General features: G+C 71.9%; 13 protein-coding genes. 1 reads left to right on the plus strand and 12 read right to left on the minus strand.

All coding sequences use genetic code 11. The features are described from left to right. Positions 1-9: 9 nt before the first annotated feature. The 12 genes from I5731_RS01340 to I5731_RS01390 form a co-directional block, all read right to left on the minus strand. Positions 10-567 (minus strand): hypothetical protein, encoded by a 558-nt coding sequence (locus I5731_RS01340; RefSeq protein ID WP_197309559.1) that lies wholly within the window; start codon positions 565-567, stop codon positions 10-12. Positions 568-604: 37 nt separating this feature from the next. Further along, complete coding sequence (locus I5731_RS01345) at positions 605-1,363, minus strand: iron ABC transporter ATP-binding protein (RefSeq protein ID WP_197309560.1); 759 nt, start codon at positions 1,361-1,363, stop codon at positions 605-607. Beyond that, on the minus strand, positions 1,360-2,283 hold the full coding sequence (locus I5731_RS01350; RefSeq protein WP_197309601.1) for an iron chelate uptake ABC transporter family permease subunit: 924 nt from the start codon (positions 2,281-2,283) through the stop codon (positions 1,360-1,362). Before I5731_RS01350 ends, I5731_RS01345 begins: the two co-directional genes overlap by 4 nt. Positions 2,284-2,359: 76 nt before the next feature. Next, the gene (locus I5731_RS01355) at positions 2,360-3,301 is read right to left on the minus strand and encodes an iron chelate uptake ABC transporter family permease subunit (protein WP_197309561.1); all 942 of its coding nucleotides are present in this window, start codon (positions 3,299-3,301) and stop codon (positions 2,360-2,362) included. Then, positions 3,298-4,221 carry a siderophore ABC transporter substrate-binding protein gene (locus I5731_RS01360; RefSeq protein WP_197309562.1) on the minus strand — a complete coding sequence of 308 codons (924 nt, stop codon included), beginning with the start codon at positions 4,219-4,221 and terminating at the stop codon, positions 3,298-3,300. The genes I5731_RS01355 and I5731_RS01360 overlap by 4 nt, the downstream gene beginning before the upstream one ends. Positions 4,222-4,481: 260 nt before the next feature. After that, complete coding sequence (locus tag I5731_RS01365; RefSeq protein ID WP_197309563.1) at positions 4,482-5,318, minus strand: sugar phosphate isomerase/epimerase family protein; 837 nt, start codon at positions 5,316-5,318, stop codon at positions 4,482-4,484. Continuing rightward, complete coding sequence (locus tag I5731_RS01370; RefSeq protein WP_197309564.1) at positions 5,315-6,622, minus strand: DUF6005 family protein; 1,308 nt, start codon at positions 6,620-6,622, stop codon at positions 5,315-5,317. Before I5731_RS01370 ends, I5731_RS01365 begins: the two co-directional genes overlap by 4 nt. Continuing rightward, on the minus strand, positions 6,619-7,893 hold the full coding sequence (locus I5731_RS19645; RefSeq protein ID WP_235981471.1) for an AMP-binding protein: 1,275 nt from the start codon (positions 7,891-7,893) through the stop codon (positions 6,619-6,621). Before I5731_RS19645 ends, I5731_RS01370 begins: the two co-directional genes overlap by 4 nt. Further along, positions 7,890-9,635, minus strand: a complete 1,746-nt coding sequence (locus I5731_RS19650; RefSeq protein ID WP_328837906.1) for an IucA/IucC family protein — start codon at positions 9,633-9,635, stop codon at positions 7,890-7,892. The genes I5731_RS19645 and I5731_RS19650 overlap by 4 nt, the downstream gene beginning before the upstream one ends. Further along, entirely contained in the window at positions 9,622-11,445 is a 1,824-nt protein-coding gene (locus I5731_RS01380; protein ID WP_328837908.1) for an IucA/IucC family protein, read from the minus strand. Before I5731_RS01380 ends, I5731_RS19650 begins: the two co-directional genes overlap by 14 nt. Before the next feature lie 112 nt (positions 11,446-11,557). Further along, entirely contained in the window at positions 11,558-11,845 is a 288-nt protein-coding gene (locus I5731_RS01385) for a DUF2218 domain-containing protein (protein WP_197309566.1), read from the minus strand. 142 nt (positions 11,846-11,987) lie between these two features. After that, entirely contained in the window at positions 11,988-13,949 is a 1,962-nt protein-coding gene (locus tag I5731_RS01390; protein WP_197309567.1) for a TonB-dependent receptor plug domain-containing protein, read from the minus strand. Between the two features lie 383 nt (positions 13,950-14,332). Between I5731_RS01390 and I5731_RS01395 the strand changes: the two genes are divergently transcribed. Further along, positions 14,333-20,317: a DUF3320 domain-containing protein gene (locus I5731_RS01395; RefSeq protein ID WP_197309568.1), complete on the plus strand. Its 5,985-nt coding sequence runs from the start codon at positions 14,333-14,335 to the stop codon at positions 20,315-20,317. Positions 20,318-20,321 lie beyond the last annotated feature (4 nt).

Consider the following 20,321-nt stretch of genomic DNA (forward strand, 5'->3'; position numbering starts at 1 on the left):
CGGCCGTGATCAGTAGCTCGCCGGCGACTGCAGCAGCACGTCGGCGATGGTGAGGGGGGCATAGCAGGCGAGGACGGCGATCTGGACGCGGCGCCGGTTGACGAGGGCCCCGATCGTGCTGATCGCGGCGAGGGCGACCACCCCGGCGGAGGCGAGGGAGAGCAGCGGCTCCTCCCAGAACCAGGCATTGGCGACGATCGCCGTCAGGTGAAAGGCCGCGATGATCGCAAAGGCCCAGCGACCGTCGCGCGCGAAGGCGCTGTCGCCTTCGGCGAGGTCGGCTTCGGTCGGGGCGACGAGGGCGGCGGCGAGGAAGAGCTGGACCACCAGGGCGAGAAGCAGGGTAAAATCCGGCAGCGTCCAGCCGGTGCGGCCGCCGAGTTCGGCGATCGCCCACCAGAACTGCAGCATCTCGCCGAGAATGACGGCCGAGAGCAGCAGCGGCAGCCAGTCGGCGGTGGTGCGGTGGCGCAGTTTGAACGCCGTCGCATAACCGGTCAGGATCCGGGCGATGCCGAGACCGAGTACGGTGGAGAGGACGACGGCGATCCAGCGAAAGGCATCCATGTCGCACCCATAGCCGAGGCGGCGCCGCCGTGCCAGCCTAGCGGTGGTGCAGCACCACGGGATCGCCGTCGACGTCGACCACGCGCATGGCATATCCGAAGATCCGCTCCAGCACGTCCGGCACGGCGACTGCCGCCGGCGGGCCGTCGGCGGCAATGCGGCCGTCTTTCAGCGCGACGACACGGTCGGCGTGCGCCATGGCGTGGTTGATGTCGTGCAGCACGACGAGGACCGTGCGCCGCTCGGTGTCGGCGAGCTCGCGCAGGGTGCGCATCAGCGCGCGGGCGTGCTGCATGTCGAGGTTGTTCAGCGGTTCGTCGAGCAGCAGGTAATCGGTCGCCTGCGCATGCGCCATCGCGACGAGGGCGCGCTGGCGCTGGCCGCCCGACAGCGTGTCGATGAAGCGCCCCGCGAGGTCGCCGAGGTCGAAGCGCTGCAGCGAGGCGGCGACGATCGCCCGGTCGGCGTCGGTCAACCGCCCGGCGCCGTGCGGAAAGCGGCCGAAGCCGACGAGTTCGGTCACCGTCAGCCGCGCGTCGATCGCGGAATCCTGCGGCAACACGGCGAGGCGGCGGGCGAGGGTGCGGCCCGGTGTGGTCGCGACGGCGAGCCCGTCGACGGTGATCGTGCCGGCCTGCAGCGGGGTGAGACGCGCGATCAGCGACAGCAGCGTCGACTTGCCGGCGCCGTTCGGGCCGATCAGGGCGGTGACGCCGCCCTTTTCAAGCGTCAGCGAGATGTCGGTGAGGATCGGCGCGCGGCCGATGCGGTGCGAGACGTTGCTGACGACGATCATCGCCGGCCTCCGGCGAGCAGGGCGAGGAACAGCAGCCCGCCGGCGAAATCGACGACGATGCCGAGCGCCGAGGCGCCGCCGAGGCCGTGCTGCAGCACGAGCTGGCCGCCGACGAGGATCGAGATGCCGACGAGGCAGGCGGCAGGCAGCAGCCGGGCATGGCGGCGGCTGCCGATCAGCCGTTCGGCGCCGGCGACCACGATCAGCCCGAGCAGCGCCACCGGCCCGACGAGGGCGGTCGACACCGCGACGAGCAGCGCGACCAGCACGAGCAGCGCCGGCACGGTGCGGGTCCAGTCGAGGCCGAGGCCGACGGCGCGGGCGCGGCCGAGGGCGGCGACGTCGAGCAGGTGGCGGGCGCGCCAGGCGACCGCGGTGCCGAGGGCGGTGACGGCGAGCGCCGGCCAGACGAGGTCGCGGCGCAGCGTGTTGAAATCGGCGAACGAGACCGACTGCACCACGGCGAAGGCGTTCGGGTCGATCAGCCGGGCGAGCAGGGCGGCGAGGCTGCGGAACAGGATGCCGAGCACGACGCCGGTGAGCAGCATCAGCGTCATGTCGGTGCGCCCCTTCAGCATCGGCGCAAACAGCGTTGCTGCCATCGTCGTCATGATCAGGCTTTCGGCGGCGAATTTCAGGGCCGGGTCGAGCCCGGCATAGCCGAGGCCGCCGAGCAGGAAGACGAGGGCGGTCTGGCCGAGCAAGTAGAGCGCGTCCATGCCCATGATCGCCGGCGTCAGGATACGGTTCTGCGTCAGCGTCTGGAACAGCACGGTGGAGACCGCGACCGCCACCGCCACCTGCCAGAGTGCGACGAGGCGGATGGCGCGGAGTTCCAGCGCGAAGGCGATGTTGCCGCGCAGGCTGACGGTCATGTAGGCGGCGGAGAGCGCGAGGGCGACCAGCAGGAGCAGCGCCATGCGCCGGTCGAACACGGCCTCAACTGGGCGGGTCGCGCTGGTGCCGGCGGCGTCCGAGCCGGACACGGTGGTGCGGTCAGCCATGCTGGCCCCGCCAGAGCAGCCACAGGAACACCAGCGCGCCGACGACGCCGAGGATGGTGCCGACCGGGATCTCGTAGGGGTAGCGGACGAGGCGGCCGGCGATGTCGGCGGCGAGCACCAGCCCGGCGCCGCCGAGGGCGACGAGGGGCAGGCTGGCGCGGAGGTTGTCGCCGACGAGGCGCGACACCATCGCCGGCACGACGAGGCCGACGAAGGGCAGCGCGCCGACCACGACGACGGTGAGCGCCGAGACCACCGCGACGATGACGACGCCGAGCCGGCGCGTCGCGGCGAGGTCGAGGCCGAGGCCGGTGGCGACGGCGGGGCCGAGGGCGGCCACCGTGAGCCGGTCGGCCGCCCACCAGGCGAGCGCCACCATCAGGGCGGCGGCGAACAGCAGTTCATAGCGGCCGCGCACCACGCCGGAGAACTCGCCGTTCATCCAGATCTCGACGAACTGCAAGAGGTCGGCCTGCCAGGCGAGGAAGGTGAGCGCCGCGCCGACGACGCTGCTGTAGACGATGCCGAACAGCGGCAACAGCAGCGGCTGCGTCGGCGGCAGCCGGCGGGCGAGCCCGAGGAACAGCGCGGTGCCGGCGAGCGCCGTGAGCGTCGCGGCCGCCATCTTCAGCACGATCGGCGCCTCGGGCATGAACACGGCGGCGGCGAGGATGCCGAGGCCGGCGCTCTGGGTGGCGCCGACGGTGGAGGGCTCGACGAAGCGGTTGCGCGCGATGGTCTGCATGACGAGGCCGGCGATGGCGAGGCCGGCGCCGGCGAGCAGGGCGGCGAGGCTGCGCGGCAACCGGCTCGGCAGCAGCAGCGCAGCGGTGCCGCTGCCGGCGCCGACGACAAGGCTCGCCGCGAACAGCGCGAGCACCGAAGCGGCGAAGACGCCGTAGAGCCGCGGGGAGACCAGCGCCGCGGATGTCATGCGGCGCCGGCGAAGGCGGCCGTGATCACCTCCAGCACGTGCAGCAGCGAGGTCGCGCCGCCGCCGGCGATGTAGGCCTCGGCGGCGGGCAGGTAGATCACCTGTCCCTTGCGCCAGGCCGTGGTGGCGTGGACGAGCTCGTTGTCGAGCGTCGCGCGGGCGTTCTGCTCGGCGGTGCCGATCGCAGCGGCGCGGTCGACGACGATCAGCCAGTCCGGGTTCGCCTCGGCGATGAACTCGAAGGAGATCGCCTCGCCGTGGTTCGCGGCGGTGACCGAGGTGGCGGCCGCGGGCAGGGCGAGGTCGTCGTGGATCCAGCCGAAGCGCGAGCCGGCGCCGTAGGCGGTGACCTTCGGGCCGTTGGTCATCACGATCAGCCCGGTGCCCTTGCCGGCGATCGCGGCTCTTGCGTGCGCGAGGGCGTCGTCGAGGCGGGCGGTGAGCGCGGCGGCGGCGTCGGCCTTGCCGAAGAGGGCGCCGTAGGACGCGATGCGGGCTTTCGCCTCGGCGAGCAGGGTCGCGTCGCCGATGGTCATGTCGATGGCGGGGGCGACCTGGCGCACGGCCTCGAGCTGCGGCGAGGAGCGGCCGCCGACGACGACGAGATCGGGGCCGAGCGCGCTCAGCGCCTCGAGGTCCGGCTCGAACAGCGTGCCGACCACCTCCGCCTCGCCGAGCTTTTCGCCGAGCCCGGGCAGGTAGAGCTTGTCGGGCACGCCGGCTATCGTGACGCCGAGCGCGGTCAGCGTGTCGATCGCCGCGATGTCGAAGACGGCGAGGGTCTGCGGCGCGTCGGGCACCTCGGCGGAGCCGATGGCGGTGGCGATCTCGGCGGCGCCGGCGGGGGCGGCGAGGAGGAGCAAGGCGGCGCCGAGGGCGGCGAGGCGGGGACGGATCGTGTGAAGATGGTCAAGGATCATGCTGCTCGGATTTCCTCGGGCTCGACTGCTCTGGCGTGCGGGCTCGTTGGTCGGCGTTTTATCGCGGGCGGGTGTCGCGCAACCCTTTGCCCAACTCTCCCCGCCCTCACCCTGAGGAGGCCCGAAGGGCCGTCTCGAAGGGCGGGGGCGGCCCCCCGTTTCGCGTGGCACCCCCCGGGCCGCCTCGTCCTTCGAGACGCATCGCTCCGCGATGCTCCTCAGGATGAGGCGGGGAGGGGGTGGAGAACCGGCCTTCGCCATCAGGCCGACCGCGCGTGTTCGACGGGGCGGGCGCCGAAGGCGGTGAGGCGCTGGCGGTCGGCTTTCAGCACGGCGAAGCACTGGCCGCCGAACCATTCGAGCGAGACGTCGGCGTCGGCCGGCAGGGTGGAGGCGAGAAAGCGCGGGTAGTCGAAGGCGCCCTCGAAGAGAGGCACCATGCCGTCGCGCCGGCCGCTCGCGGCGTAGACGTTGGCGGCGGCGAAGACGCCGAGGTCGGCGCGGGCGCGGACGTTCTTCAGGTGGTAGTGGGCGATGTGCGGGCGGAGCGCGGCGTGCAGCTCGGCCGGGTCGTCGCCGCCTTCCCAGACGTGCAGCGTGTCGAAGTTGAGCTTCAGCGCCGGATGGTCGACGTCGGCGAGCAGGGCGCGGATCGAGGCGCCGCAGTCGGCGAGGGTGTCCGGGTGCGTCTCGACGAGCAGCTGGACGCCATGGTCGCCGGCGATGCGGCAGACCGAGCGCAGGCGCTCGGTGATGCGGCGGCGCTCGGGCAGCGTGGTCGCGGCGCTCGCCCTGTCGCCGGCGAAGGTGCGGATGCGCCCGGCGCGCCAGATCGCGGCGAGGCGGCAGAGGTCGAGGGTCGCGGCCTCGAGATCGGCGGCGTCGCCGCCGAGCGGCAGGTAGTCGCTGATCATCGGCACGGCGAGGCCGAGCCCGTCGAGCCGGTCGGCGACGCCGCGGCCGCGTTGGCCGAGGTTGCGCGCGTGCGCGCCCCAGAGTTCGAGGCCGTCGAAGCCGTTCGTCCGCGCGAAGACGGCGAGTTCGTCGATCGAGACGAGATGGTGGCGGAAGGTGATGGTGCAGAGGAAAGTTCTCACGACGCCCTCCTGAAACGGATGACCTCGGCCCCCGGCAGGGTCGCCGCGGCCCAGAGTTCGAACACCTCGCCGAGCCGGCGCTTGATGGCGTGCTCGCGCGCGTCGAGGTCGGCGAGCCGGGTGCGGATGTCGGCAACGACCTCCGGGGTTGCGCCGCGGGCGAGCTTCAGGGCCGCGAAGTGGAAGCCTTTGAGGCCGGCGACCAGCGCCTCGATCTCGTCGCACCAGCGGTCGAACTCGCGCGCCGGCAGCTTCAGCGCCCGCCAGAACCAGGCGAGGCCGTGCTCGTAGCCGTATTTGCGGATGATCAGGATCGGCAGTTCGGCGAGCGCCGACTCGAGGTCTTCGAGGCGGACACCGTCGCGGCCGGCGAGATGCGCCTCGACGATGAGCTTCAGCGCCTCGACCAGCGGATTGACGCCGAAGGGGACGACCGCGCGCACGAAGGCGGCGAGGTCTTCGGGATTGGGGTCGCGGGCGGTGGCGCGGTCGAAGCGGTAGCCGCCGGCGACGGTCGGGCGGCTGATCGCGTGCACCAGCCGGTCGCGGGCGATCGGCCCCTCCCAGCGATAGTCGACGTCGCGCACCAGCCAGAACGCAGGGTCGGCGGTGGTCTCCAGCAACAAGTAGTGCGGGAAGGGGTCCTGGTTGAACTTGTTCTCGCGCTCAGGCAGGTGGAACATGTCGAGCATCACCATCACCGACGTCGTCGGCGACCGAAGCGCCAGCACGGCGTCGAGCCGGGCGATGTTTTCTGCTTTGGAGGCTGCGCGGTCGTACCAGTCCTCGACTTGAACGCCGTGCAGGCGGGTGAACCAGTGGAACAGCGGCGCGTGGTCCACCGCGGCCGCGTGATAGGCGAGGCGCCAGGCGGACGTGACGGCGAAGGCGGCGTCGGGGACGGCGAGGTGGAACGGGCGGTGGTCGACGCCGGCCTGCTTCAGCGCATCGCAGAGGCAGCTCACCACGCAGTGGATCTTGATGTCGTAATCGAGTTCGCCGTGCACGCCGACATAGTCGTCATCCTCGGAAGGAGCGGGCGCGGCGGGCGCGGCCTCGCCGACGAGCAGGCGGGCGAGGTCGGCGACCGTCTCGATCTCGGTGGACGAGATCGCCGCTTCGGGGGCGGCGAGGCCGGCCTGCAGCTCGAGTTCGAGCAGCAGCTGCAGGCGCAGCACGCTGTCGAGGCGGAGGTCGTCTTCCATCCGGGCATCCGGGCCGAAGGCGGCGAGGTGCGGGTGGGCCATCGCGCCGGCGAGGACGCCGCGGATCGCCGCGATGGCGGCATCGAGGGTGGTGCTCATGGCCGGGCTCCCGCGGCGGCGTCCCGCAGCTCTGCATCCGCGACGGCAGCGGCGAGGCTGCGGCGTCTGACCTTGCCGTTCGCCTCGCGCGGCATCGCGGCGATGCGGCTGAGTTCCGTGGGGCGCTGGTGGGGCGCGAGTTCGCCGGCGAGGTGCGCCCGGAGCGCCGCCTCGGTCACTTCCGGGCCGGCGGTGAAGACGAGGGCGACGCGTTCGCCGGCGAGCGGGTCGGGGCGGCGGAAGGCGACGGCGTCGGTGACGCCGGCAAGGCGCATGGCCGCGTCCTCGACCTCGCGCGGATAGACGTTGAGCCCGGCGACGTTGATGGTGTCGTCGAGCCGGGCGCGGAACACCAGCATGCCGCCCGCGCCGAGATGGCCGAGGTCGCGGGTGGCGACGGTGCCGCCCGCGGTGTGGACGAGGATCTCGCTCGGCGCATCCGGGCCGTCGCCGGCGGTGACGCGGTGGTGCGGCAGCGGCAGGCCCATGTCCTCGGGCCGTTCCAATTCCGGGTTGACCGCGATGCAGCCGGTTTCCGAGCAGCCGTATTGCTGGAACACGCGGCGTGACCGGGCGCGGATCGTCTCGAACCACGGCGCCGGCAGCAGCGTGCCGGAGGTCATCACGGCGTTGAGGCGCTCGTCCGCCGGGGTGAGGCGGGCGAGGGTGTGGAGCAGCAGCGGCGAGGCGTAGAGCACGGGGCGCTCGATCTCGCGCAGACGCTTCAGGAGATATTTCGGATTGGCGGCGCCGACGACGACGGGCCGGCGGCCGCGCTCGAGGCCGGCGAGCAGGCCGCAGATCAGGCCATAGCTGTGAGTGGTCGGGCAGGCGACGACCGGGGTCATCTCGGCCGTCTCGGTGAAGGCCGCGACATAGGCGGCGAGTTCACGGGCGATGTCGGCCCAGCTCCGGGCGATGCACTTCGGCGCGCCGGTGGTGCCCGAGCTCATCTGCAGCAGCCGGCCGGCGGCGGCGGGCCGCGCCGGGTTAAGGCGCTCAACCGCTGCGCCTTCAAACAGGAGTTCGGTGCAGCCGGCGGCAAGCGCCAGCCGGCGGGCGGCCGGATAGGGCGTCGCCGGGTGGATCGGCATCACGGTGGCCTTGGCGTCGCGCAGGCGGAAGAAAAGCGCGAGCCAGGCGGCGGGATCGGCGAGGCAGACGGCGATGCGGGTGCCGGGGCCGATTGCGAGGCCGGCGTCGCGGGCGACGCTCTCGCCGAGGGCCGCGAGCGCGTCCGCGGTCAGGATCCGGTCGTCGACGGCAATCATGCGGCACTCCTTCGGGCGGCTCTCGGCGCAAGGGCGTTCGGGACGGGATGGCGGTGGTCGGCGCGGCCGGGGAAGAGTTTGCGGGCGACGAGCTGCTCGGCCATCAGCACCGGCGCGCCGAGATCGGCGACGCGGGCGCGCGCCTCCAGCCCGTGCTCCGCGGCGTGGCCGGCGAGGCGGGCGGCGAGGCGGTGCCAGAAGGCCGGCTCAGGCAGGCCGTGGCAGCGCTCGAGCAACGCCGAGAGGTCGGTGAGGTTGAAGGTGAACAGGCAGTCGGTGACGAGGTCGCGCACGGGTTCGGTCGTCTCGGTCCAGTAGAACTGGTCGGGCGCCGCGCGGGCGAAGGCCGGGTCGAAGGCGAGGAAATCCGGTTCGAGCTCCGGCCGGGCGAGGAACGGCCGGCTGTATTCGACGCTCTCGTGGAAATCGCGCAGCATCAGCCGCTCGGGCCAGCCGTCGCGATGGACGAGCAGCATGTTCTGCGCGTGCGCCTCGGTGCCGATGCCGTGGGCGAGGAAGAGGTGCCAGACCGGCAGCACGGCGACCTCGAGGAGGCGGCCGAGCCAGGCGTCGCGGCCGTAGCGGCCGAGCCAGGGCGCGATGAAGGAGCGGCCGTCGGTCTCGACCAGCGCCAGGGCGTTGAACGGCACGTAAGCCTCGCCGGACCGCAACTCGGCCTCGGGGCTCCGGCGCCAGAGCACGGCGAGTTCACCGGCGAGCGGGCCGTCGCGATCGGCGATCGCCCCGGCGAATTCGGGCAGGATCGTCAGCGGATAGCGCGCCGCGAACAGCGGGTCATCGGCGATCACGTCGCCGAGCCAGCGCGACAGGGCCGGGGCGGGCAGCACGGAATGCGGCTCCAGCGTGCGCAGCGCCGAGGTGGTGGCCATGTGCAGCGGCAGCTTGACGTGCGGGGCGGCCGGACGATCCGCACTGGCGAGCGTTCGCACCGACTGGGTGGCGCGGTAGCGGTCGCCGGCGGGCCCGAGCAGGTGCAGGCTGCCGTCGCCAAGCCACGGGGCGAGGCGGCCCTCGGCGGAGAGATGCGCGAGCTGCCACGGGTGGACCGGCATCAGGGTGAAGCGGGCCGGGTCGAGGCCGCGGGCGGCGGTGTGGGATCGCAATTCGGCGGCGGTGTCCGGGCCGAGCACCTCATCGAGGAACGCCGCCTCGGCCCCGGGCAGTTGCTGGTGCACGCGGGTGCGGGCGATGGCGACGAACTCGAGCCGGAAGGCGTTGCCGGCCTCCGGGCCGAAACGGCGGTGGTCGTCGATGCCGAAGCCAGTGCGGGCCTTGAAGCTCGGGTGGTAGGGGTGGCCCTCGTCGATCAGTTGGTCGAGGTCGGCGCCAAAAAGGGCGCGGCGGTCCGAGATCGCGGCGAGATGCGCCGCGTTCCAGCGGCAGAAGCCGGCGGTGCGCGCGAGTTCCTCGGCGAGCCGGTCGCGATCGGCTGCGTCGGCGCCGGTCGCGGCGAGCAGCGACGCAACGTCGGCCGGCTTGGTGCGGCCGGCCCGCTCGATGCGGATGTCGCCGCCGGGGAGACGCAGCCGGCCGAACGGGCCGCGCCGGCCGGTGAGCAGGATGCGGCTGCCGTCGGTACCGGCGGCGACTATGCGGCCGCCGTCCTCGGCGACGACCGGCAGCAGGCCCTCGAAGACGAGGGCGGCCGCGAGCTGGCGGATGACGCGCTGATCGGGGGGCGCGATGCGCCCGCCCGGGCCGATGTCGTCAGGCAATGGCACGGGCACCTCCCGGAAAGGCGTCGGCGATCCGGGACGGGTCGGCGCGGGTGGCGGCGCCGTAGAGCGGGCTCGGCATGGTGACGTAGACGCCGGCGCCGTCGCGGGTTTCCAGTTCGTCGACGCCGCGGGCGCGCAGGCCGAGGTTCGCCTTGACGGCGATCACCGGGCTGTCGAGCAGCAGCCGGACGAAGCTGCGGCCGGGGCCGCGCAACGTGCTCGCCAGCGCCTCGAGGCGGCGGCCGAGCCGGGCGAGCAAAGCCGGTTCGTCGGCGAGACCGTCGGCCGCCATGCGGCTGACCACGGCGAAGAGCTGGTTGACGACGAGGTAGTAGGAGAATCGCCGGGCGATCTCGGCGTCGTCGAAGAACAGGCCGTCGATGGCGGCGAGATCCGGCAGCAGCCGGCACAGCGCGCCGCGCCGCTCGGCGGAGAGGTAGAAGCCCTGGTTGTCGCGGTAGAAGCCGCGGCTCGGGAAGCCGGCCGAGATGTCGACCAGCGTGTTCTGCTGGTGCGCCTCGAGCGCGATGCCGTGCCGGTCATAGAGCCGGACCAGCGGATCGAGGGTGACGCCGAGATAGGCGTCGAACCAGGCAAGCGCCGCGCGGTCGCGGTGGATGCCGGCGCGCAGCGCGGCGCGCTCGACGCAGGCGGCGAGCCGGGAGCGCTCGCCGGGCAGCGGCTCGGCGGTGAGGGCGGCGACCATGGCGATGCCGTGCTCGGCGCCGCCGGTGAACGGGTTTTCGCGCAGGATGACCTCGAAGCCGCTCTCCGGCCGGTCGCCGAGCTCGACGGTCGCGAAGGCGATGTCGTGGATCACGGTGAAATTCGGCAGGTCGGCGGCGATGCCGGCGGAGCGGAACAGCCGCGCCATCGCGACGCCGGCGGCCAATTCGTGTCGGCGGCTGACGCGCAGCGAATTGGTGATCCGCACCGGCAGCGAGAACTTCAGCATCAGCCGCTGCTCGGCGCTGTAGACGGTGCGCACCGAGGAGGTGGCGGTGAAGGCCGGGCCGGCGGGGCCGAGGGCGCGGATGCGGCCGGCGGCGAGGCGCGCTGCGACCTCGGGATCGAGCCGCAGCGCCTCGGCCTGCAGCGGGTGCGCCGGCAGCAGGATCTCGGCCGGTCCCGCGCCGAGGCTGCCGGCCGCGTCGCCGAGCAGGTCGGCGAGCAGGGCGGTCGCGGGGCGGTTGGCGGCGGACTCCTCGCGGATCAGCGCCCGGTCGACGGCGAACCAGGCGAGCTGGAACCGGCCGCCGCCCTCGGGGGCGTAGACCTTCTCCTGCCAGAAGCTGAGCCCGTCGCGGCTCTTCGGCGCCGGGTGCATGAAGTGGCCGAAGGCGAGCGCCTGCTCGGCGGCGATGAACGGCGCGTCGTCGCACGGCGCCGGGCAGCGGCCGAGCGCCCGCGCCATGGCGCGGCAGCTGTCGATCAGCCGGGCGACGAGGTCGAGTTCGGTCGCCCGGTCGCCGGCACCGGCCGCACCGTAGAGTTCGTGCGCGAGCGCGAGCACGGCGGTCACCGGCTCGACCGGCCGCCACTCGGCGGCGTCCGGGGCTTTCGCCCAGATGCGGCCGAAGCGGAGCGGGCCGCAGGCGGACCAGCCGATGAGTTCGGCGCGCAGCACCAGGTGCGAACGGGCAGCGCTCCACTCGATCGCCGGGGCGATCGCGCCGCCGTCCAGCGCGTGCATCACCCGGCGGCCGGCGTCGACCTCGCGCAGGTAGCAGTTGGCGAAGCTGCGGAAGGTGGCGCCTTCGGCGATCGCCGTGGCGCTGGCAACGGGGTCTGGCGGCAGGGCGGACTCGGACACGGGGGCAGCCCTCGGCATGGACGAACGGGCGCGCCGCCGGAGAAAGGTCCGGGCGCAGCGGTCGTCGGCAGGCGTTGCGGCGAAGTCGGATCGGTTCGGAAACGCGGCCGCGTCAGGCGGCTTTGGCCCAGGCGAGCGGTTTGGGCTCGCGGAAGGCAAAGCGCATCAGGTGCGATTCCAGCACCTCTTCGCCCTGGCCGAGGGCGTCGGGGTCGGCGGCGGCAACCGTGATGTCGAGGCCGGCGTCATCGGCGGCGAGCGTCACGGTGAACTCGGCGAAGCGGCAGACGCCGTTGTCGTCACCGTGCTCGACCTCGATGCGGTGGCCGAAGTGCTTGCAGAGGCGCGTCAGGTAGCTGCGGCCGTCGGTGGTCGCGAAACGGGCGGTCGATTGGGGCATGCCGGATCCCTCGCGTTGCGGTGTGTCGGTGTTGTCGCCGGCCGCCCCCCTCAGCGTCCGGCCGTCTGCCCCGGTCGTCGTGCCCGGCGCACCGGGCCCGGTGATGCCGGGGGGCGGGGCATCACCCCCCGGCAGGCCGGCCTCAGAAGACCTTCTTCGCCGAGACGAAGAAGCTGCGGCCGGGTTCGAGCAGCTGGTTCAGCGAGTCGTACTCGCCGCCGTAGGTGCCGCGGTCGGCATAGGCGGTGTCGAAGATGTTGTTGGCCTCGAGGCGCAGCGTCAGGCCCTCGACGATCTCCGGCTCGTATTCGAGGAACAGGCTGACCACCTCGTAGCCCTTCAGCTCCTTGGTGGCGTCGTCGGCGCCGATCGGGCCGTCGTAGTCGAGCGCCATGTCGAGGCTGGCGCCGAAGGTGAGGTTCCACGGCGCATAGGTGTGCTGGGCGGTGAGCGCGATGACCTGGCCGAGCGGCGCGCCGAAGTCGAGCGCCTCGTAGCTGCCGGTGGCGCCGCCGTTCACCTCGATGCGGGTGTTCGAATAGGTCGCCTTGATCGAGCCGCCGTCCCAGTTGAAGCCGGCGCCGATGTTGAAGCCCTGGCTGACGAAGTCGGCGGTGCGCTGGCCGCTGCGGGCGTCGTCGAAGTCGGAGCGGAACACCGACGCCTCGAGCAGCCAGCGATCCGGCCGGTATTCGAAGCCGACGACGACGTTGCCGGCGCGCACCGAATCGAGCTCGTCGTAGGTCCAGCTCGGCAGGAAGATGTAGTTGTCCTCGACGGCGACGCCGCCGAACACGTTGGAATAGCCGGCCTTCAGGAACAGGTCGTCGACCACTTCGTAGCGGCCGGAGATGTTGCCGCTGAAGCCGGAGAAATCGTCCTCGAAGCCGCCGATGCCCTCGAAGCGCTGCCAGTCGAAACGGCCGCCGAAGGAGACGTCGAAGCGCTCGGTGACCTCGATGCGGTCCTGCAGGTAGACGCCGAGGTTGAGCGACGTCTCCTCGAGCCCGTCCGGCGCCGACAGGCCGGTGTAGGTGCCGGTGCGGTCGGTGAGGTCGACGCCGGCGGTCAGCGCATGGGTGTCGCTGAAGTTGAAGGTGTTCTCGACCTTGGCCGAGAAGGTGTCGGAGAGGCCGCGGCTGTCGTCCGGATCCGGAATGCGGACGTCGTTGCGGCTGTAGCCGATGACGACGGTCGGATCCCAGAAGCCTTCCGGCTCGGTCGCCTCGTAGCGGAACGAATAGCTCTGGCGGTCGGTGTCGTAGACGCGCAGTTCCGGCACCGGGCGGCCGCCGATGACGCCGCCGAAGTTGGCGCGGTAGCGACGCAGCGCGTCGTCGATCATGCGCTCGCCGGAGAGCTCGACCCGGTGGCCGTCGGCCTCGTAGGCGCCCTTGAGCAGGAAGCTCTGCAGGTCGGCGGCGGTGCCACGGATGGTGTCGCCGTTGCCGTCCTCGTAGTTGTCGCCCTTGGCGTTCTTGACGTAGCCGAGGCCCTCGAAGCCGCCGTGGCGGCCATAGGCACTGAGGATCTGCGAAAAGGTGCGCCCGTTGCTGTCGTAGCCGAGCACGCCATAGGCGCCGAAGTCGTCACCCTCGTCGAGCAGGTCGCCGACGTCGACGGTCTCAAACAGGACCGAGCCGGCGAGCGCCCCCGGGCCGGCGTCGGCGGGGGCGACGGTCGGGTCGACGCGCACCGCCTTCAGCAGGCCGGGATCGATCGCGTTGGCCGAGGTGTGGTGGAAGGCGCGGTTGTTCTGCGGCACGCCGTCGATGGTGACGGCGAGGTTGAGGATGTCGATGCCGTTGACGAAGATCTTCTGGGCGAGCGGGATCGCGCCGCCGACGGTGACCGAGGCGTCGCCGGCGAACAGGCTCTTCAGGTCGCCGAGCGCGTTGTCCTCGACCGTCTCGCCGTCGATGGTGATCGAGTTGGCGCGGTCCGCCGCGCCGGCATGCTTGTCGTCGGTTCCACCTGCTTCCACCGTAATCGGCGCGAGCTCGATGGTTTCCTGCTGCACGTCCTGCGCTTTCGCGGCCATGGTGAAGGCAGACAGGATGGCGATCGATGCCGCCGTGGTGCGGAAATCTATCGAAAGACTCATGGATTACGGTTCCGCGACAGGGGTCCTGAACGCGCGGCGACGTGTTGCTGTCGAAGATCGATCGATCACTCGGCAGAGGTCCGTCGCCGCAATTGCGACGCACTCATAACCGATGCGCAGCGGCCCCGCAATAATCTTGACTATAAAATACCACTTTTAAAACCCCCCGAAATTTCGGGGGCAATGCGGAGTGCGACGTCGGGTGCCGCGGCCCGGAAGGTCGGCGATCGTCGGGCTGCGGGCGCGCCGCCGCGCCGGCCGATGCGGTGTCGACGGTTTCAATCCTGGGTGGATGTGCGTCGGAAAGTCGTGCGCCCGGGCGGCAAGGGGTCTTCTTAACCATCGGAATCGTTGCTAGACTCGGCGACGGAGGGGCATTGACGATGCAGATGGCCGAGGGAGACGTTCCGCAAGACGAGACGATCGCAGCCGGTAACAGGACAGAAGGTCTGGTGGTCGTCGCCGATGTCGCCGCCGGCTTTACCTATGCGTCCTACCAGAATGCGATCCCGGTGATCCGTTCGATCCTCGTCGAAAACAGCTCCGGTCTGACGATCGAGACCTGCAGGCTCGAGCTGACATCTTCGCCGGCCTTCCTGCGGCCCAAGACCTGGACCATCGACCGGCTGGCGCCCGGCGACAGCCTCACGTTGAGCGACCGCAAGGTCGAACTCGACGCCGGCTATCTCGCGGGCCTCAACGAGGCGGAGCGCGGCGAGATTACGCTGCGCCTGGTCACGGCCGGCGAGGTGCTGCACGAGCAGCGCATCGCGGTGCGGCTGGTCGCCCGCGACGAATGGGGCGGCGTCGCCGACATGGCGCAACTGCTGCCGGCCTTCGTGATGCCGAACGATCCCGCCGTCGCCGCGATCCTGCGCGCGGCCGCCGACCGGCTCGCCGCGCACGGGCACCAGAGCGCCCTCGACGGCTACCAGTCAGGCAGCCCGCAGCGCGCGTTCCTGATCGCAGCCGCCGTCTACTCGGCGATCGCCGGCCTCGGACTGCACTATGCCGAGCCGCCGGCGAGCTTCGAGCGGCGCGGCCAGAAGGTGCGCCGGCCGGGCACGATCCTCGACGAGCGGCTGGCGACCTGCCTCGACACCACGCTGCTGTTCGCCGCCGCGCTGGAGGCCGCCGGTCTCAACCCGGTGGTGCTGCTGTTCGAAGGTCACGCCGCCGTCGGCGTCTGGCTGGCGAAGCGCACGTTTCCGAGTGCGATCGAGCCGGACGCGATGGAGGTGCGCAAGGCGCTGGCGCTGCGCGAGCTGATCGTGTTCGAGACGACGGGTGTGACGCATCGCCCGGCGATGACGCTGGAGGCGGCGCAGCAGGCGCTCGACCGCCGCATCGGTGACGACGACGCCCGGGCCTTCCTCGCCGCGATCGACGTGCGGCGCGCGCGCAGCGGCGGCATCACGCCGCTCGCCTCGCACGCCCCCGCGCAGGGCGGCGCCACCGACGACGCCGCGCCCGTCGCCGAGCTGCCGCTGCCCGCCGCGCCCGGCTTCGACGACCTGCCGGCCGAGCCGGCCGAGGTGAAGCCGACCACGGCGGCGGGCCGCATCGACCGCTGGCAGAAGAAGCTGCTCGACCTGACGCTGCGCAACCGGCTGCTCAACTTCCCCGATTCGAAGAAGTCGATCCCGTTCCTCTGCACCGACGTCGGCTTCCTCGAGGACCGGCTGGCGAAGGGCGCGGCGATCCGGGTGATCTCGCTGCCCGAGCAGAACCCACTCGGCGAGCGCGACCCGGCGCTCTACCGCGACGTGCACGGCCGCGACCTGCAGCGCGGCTTCGTCGCCGAAGCGCTGCAACGCGACGAACTGCCCTCGCCGCTGGAGCCGCGCCAGCTCGAGGCGCGACTCGTCGAGCTCCACCGCCAGGTGCGCAACGATTTTGCCGAGGGCGGCGCGAACACGCTGTTCCTCGCGGTGGGCTTCCTGCGCTGGAAGAAGAAGCCGGCGGACGAGCGCAGCTACCGGGCGCCGCTGCTACTCGTGCCGGTGAAGCTCGAACGGCGCAGCGCGAGCTCGCGCTTCACCATCCGCTTCCACGAGGACGAGCCGCGCTTCAACGCGACGCTGCTGCAGTTCCTCGACCGCGAGTTCGACCTGAAGCTCACCTCGCTCGGCGGCGAACTGCCGACCGACGACAACGGCGTCGACGTGCCGAAGCTGCTCGGGCAGGTGCGCCAGGCGATCCGCGACGTGCCCGGCATGGAGGTGGTCGACGAGACCGCGCTGTCGACGTTCTCGTTCGCCAAATTCCTGATGTGGAAGGACCTCGTCGAGCGCACCGACGCGCTGCGGCAGAACCGGGTAGTGCGCCATTTGATCGATACGCCCGAGCAGGCCTTCGCGGGGCCCGAGGGCGCGGCGCCGTTCCGCGAGGGGTACGAGATCGACCGCGCCTATGCGCCGGCCGACATCATCTGCCTGCTGCCGTCGGATTCGTCGCAGACCGCCGCCAGCCTCGCCGCGGCGGAAGGGCGCGACTTCGTCATCGTCGGCCCGCCGGGCACCGGCAAGAGCCAGACGATCGCCAATATGATCGCCAACTGCCTCGGGGTCGGCAAGACGGTGCTGTTCGTCGCCGAAAAGACCGCCGCGCTCGACGTCGTCAACCGCCGGCTGCGCGAGCACGGTCTCGGCGACCAGTGCATCGAGCTGCATTCGAACAAGGCCGACCGGAAGCATTTCCTCGCCCAGCTGAAGGCGGCATGGGAAAACGGCGGCACGGGCGATGCGTCGGCCTGGGTTGCGGTCAACGAGCGGCTGCGGCTGCGCCGCGACCAGCTCAACGCCTATGTCGAGGCGCTGCACCGGCGCTATCCGAACGGCTGGACGCCCTATCTCGCGCTCGGGCGGGCGCTGAAGGACGCCGGGCAGCCGGCGCCGCAGCTCGGCTGGCCGGACGGGCGCGCGCCGGACGAGGCGGCCTTGCGCGAACTCGAGGATCTCGCCGCCGAACTTGGCCTCGTCTTCGCGTCGGTCGACCGGCAGCCGGCGCTGGACCTCGTCGACCAGGAGGAATGGAGCTCAAGCTGGCAGGAGGCGCTGCTCGGCGCGGCGCAGTCGCTGAAGAACGCGGCCGACCTGCTCGCGGGTGCGGCCGAGGGGCTGCTCGGCGTGCTCGGCCTGACGCCGCAGGACCGGGCGGCACCGGTGTCGCTTGCGGCGCTCGCCGGCCTTGCCGAGGCGCTCGCCGCGGCCCGCGGGCGCGATATCTCGGTCGCCTTCAACCGGGACTTTGCCACCTCCGCCGCCGAACTCGCCGAACTCGAGAGCTCGATCGGCGTCTACCGCGCCACAGAGCGGGGGCTCGCCGCCGGCTACGGGATCGCCGCCGTCCGCGCGCTCGACATCGACGCGCTGGAGGCCGAATGGCGCGCGGCGAACGACAGCTTCTGGCCGATGTCGATCTTCGCCCGGCGCAAGGCGCGCCAGCTGCTGCAGGCCGAGGCCGCGCGCGGCGAGGTGGATCCGGACCGCGACCTGCCGCTGCTTCGGCGGATGAAGGACTGCCTCGCCGCGATCGACGCGAGCCCGCTCGGCACCAAGCCGCTGCCGATCCGTGGCCTCGATACCGACATCGCCGCGGTCGCCGCGCTGCTCGCCCTCGCCGAGGGCCTCCGCACTGCGCTGCGCGCGCCGGGCTGGGGGCAGGAAGGCGTCGGCGCAGTGATCCGGGCGGTGGCGCCGTGCCTGCCGGGGAGCGCAGAACCCGACCGGGTTCGCGCGGCGGGCGACCGGCTGCTCGCGTGCCTGCGTGGCTTCGAGGCGGCGAGCCGCGGCTTCGGCGATCTCGCCGGCCGCGAGGTCGCCGCCTGCGCCACGGGGGCGGAGGCCGCGGCGCTCGGCGAGACGCTGGGCGAGCTGATCGCGGCGCGCGCGCTTTTGCGCGACTGGACGGCGTGGTGCCGCGTGCGCAACGCTGCGCTCGGGCGCCATCTCGGCGGCCTCGTCGACGCGCTTGGCGACGGCACGATCCGGCCGGACGCGGCGCGCGCGGCGTTCCGGCTCGGCTACGCGCGTTGGTGGCTGCCGCAGGTGCTCGACGGCGACCCGGTGTTGCGCGATTTCCGCCGCTTCCAGCACGAGAACGCGATCAAGGATTTTCGCGAGATCGACGATCTGGTGCGCACCCATGCGACCGGCCGGGTGCTGAGCGCCATCGCGCACGGGCTGCCGCCGGTGCAGGGCGTGCCGCGCAACTCCGAACTCGGGTTGCTGCGCCACCAGATGGAGTTGCAGCGCCCGAGCCAGACGATCCGTGACATGATCGGGCGGATGCCGCAGAGCTTCCCGAAGCTCGCGCCGTGCATGCTGATGTCGCCGCTGTCGATCGCGCAGTACCTGCCGTCCAACCAGGCGCTGTTCGACGTGGTGATCTTCGACGAGGCGTCGCAGATCACCACGTGGGATGCCGTTGGGGCGATTGCGCGGGCGCGGCAGACGATCATCGTCGGCGACCCGAAGCAGCTGCCGCCGACCAACTTCTTCGGCCGCAACGAGGAGGAGGGCGACGAGGTCGCCGACCACGAGAAGGACCTCGAGAGCATCCTCGACGAGGCGAAAGCCTCGGGCATCCCGGTGCGCGACCTGCGCTGGCACTACCGCAGCCGCAGCGAGTCGCTGATCGCCTTCTCGAACCATCACTACTACGAGAACCGGCTGGTGACGTTCCCCTCGCCGGCCGTCGACGACAAGGCGGTGTTCCTGCGCAAGGTGGCCAACGGCGTCTACGACCGCGGCAAGAGCCGCACCAACCGGATCGAGGCCGAGGCGGTGGCGCGCGAGGCGGTGACGCGGATGAAGGGCTGGCTGGCGCTGCCCGAGAAGAGCCGGCCGACGCTCGGGGTCATCACCTTCAACAGCCAGCAGCAGTCGCTGATCCTCGACCTGCTCGACGCGGCGCGGCGCGACGATCCGGCGCTCGAATGGTTCTTCGCCGAGGAGCGGATCGAGCCGGCGATCGTCAAGAACCTCGAGAACGTGCAGGGCGACGAGCGCGACGTGATCCTGTTCTCGATCACCTTTGCGAAGGACGCCGCCGGCAAGCTCGCAATGGATTTCGGCGCGCTCAACCGCAGCGGCGGCGAGCGGCGGCTCAACGTCGCCGTGACGCGGGCGCGGCAGGAACTGCTGGTGTTCTCCGGCATCACCGCCGACCTGATCGATCCGTCGCGGACCAAGGCCGTCGCCGTCCGGCACCTGAAGACGTTCCTCGACTATGCCGAGCGCGGCGCGATCGCGCTGCCCGCCGAGGACCGAGGCTCGGTCGGCGGCTTCGAATCGCCGTTCGAGGAGGCGGTCGCGGCGGAGCTCGCGCGACGCGGCTGGGACGTCGTGCCCCAGATCGGCATCTCCGGCTTCCGCGTCGACCTCGGCGTCCGCCACCCCGACCTGCCCGGCGCCTATCTCGCCGGTATCGAGTGCGACGGCGCCACCTATCACGGCTCGGCGACGGCGCGGGACCGCGACAAGGTGCGCGAGCAGGTGCTGCGCGGGCTCGGCTGGAACATCCTGCGCGTCTGGTCGACCGACTGGTGGTTCGACGCCATCGGCTGTGCGGCCCGGCTGCATGCCGGGCTCGACGCGCTGCTCGCCGAAAGCCGGGCCCGCCGCGACGCCGAACAGACCAACATCGAGGTGCATTGGGACATGGGACACGAAGTCGAGGACATCCCCGAAATTCGCGACGAGGACGCCATCGTGCCGGTGGCGGAGGCTCCGCCGCCGGCCGTCGTCGCCGCGGCCGAACGGGTGGCGATCGAGGGGCCCGGCGCGCCGGCCGAGGCGCAACTCAGGGCGGCCCCGTCCGCCCCGGCGCCGGTCGGCGAGGACGCGGCGCAGCTCTACCGGATCACCGACCTCTCCGGCTTTGCCGCCGATCCCGACGCGTTCCACGAGCTGCGCTACCGCAACATCCTGCAGGCGATGATCGACGCGGTGATGGAAACGGAAAGCCCGCTGCGCACCGACGTGCTCGCCCAGCGCATCTCCCGGGTGCACGGCTGGCTGCGCACCGGCGGGCGGATCCGCGAGCGGATCGAGCTCCATCTGAAGACGCTCGACCGGACCCAGGAATCGAGCGGCGAATTCGTCTGGAAGCCGGGCAGCGTCTCGGATATCGCTGCCTACAGACCGCCGGCGACCGAGGAGGCGCGCCGACCGGTCGCCGACATCCCGCTGGCCGAACTCGCCGCCGTCGCGCTCAGCCATCCGGGCCTGCTCGATCAGTCGGACCCCGCGCGGGAACTGGCGCGGCTGCTCGGCGTCGAGCGGCTCGCGGCGGTGTCGCGGGCCCGGCTCGACGAGGCGATCGACCGGGCGCGCCGGCACGCGGCAACCACCGAGGCACCCTGACAGG

This window comes from Methylobrevis albus, from assembly GCF_015904235.1.
GTDB lineage: Bacteria > Pseudomonadota > Alphaproteobacteria > Rhizobiales > Pleomorphomonadaceae > Methylobrevis_A > Methylobrevis_A albus.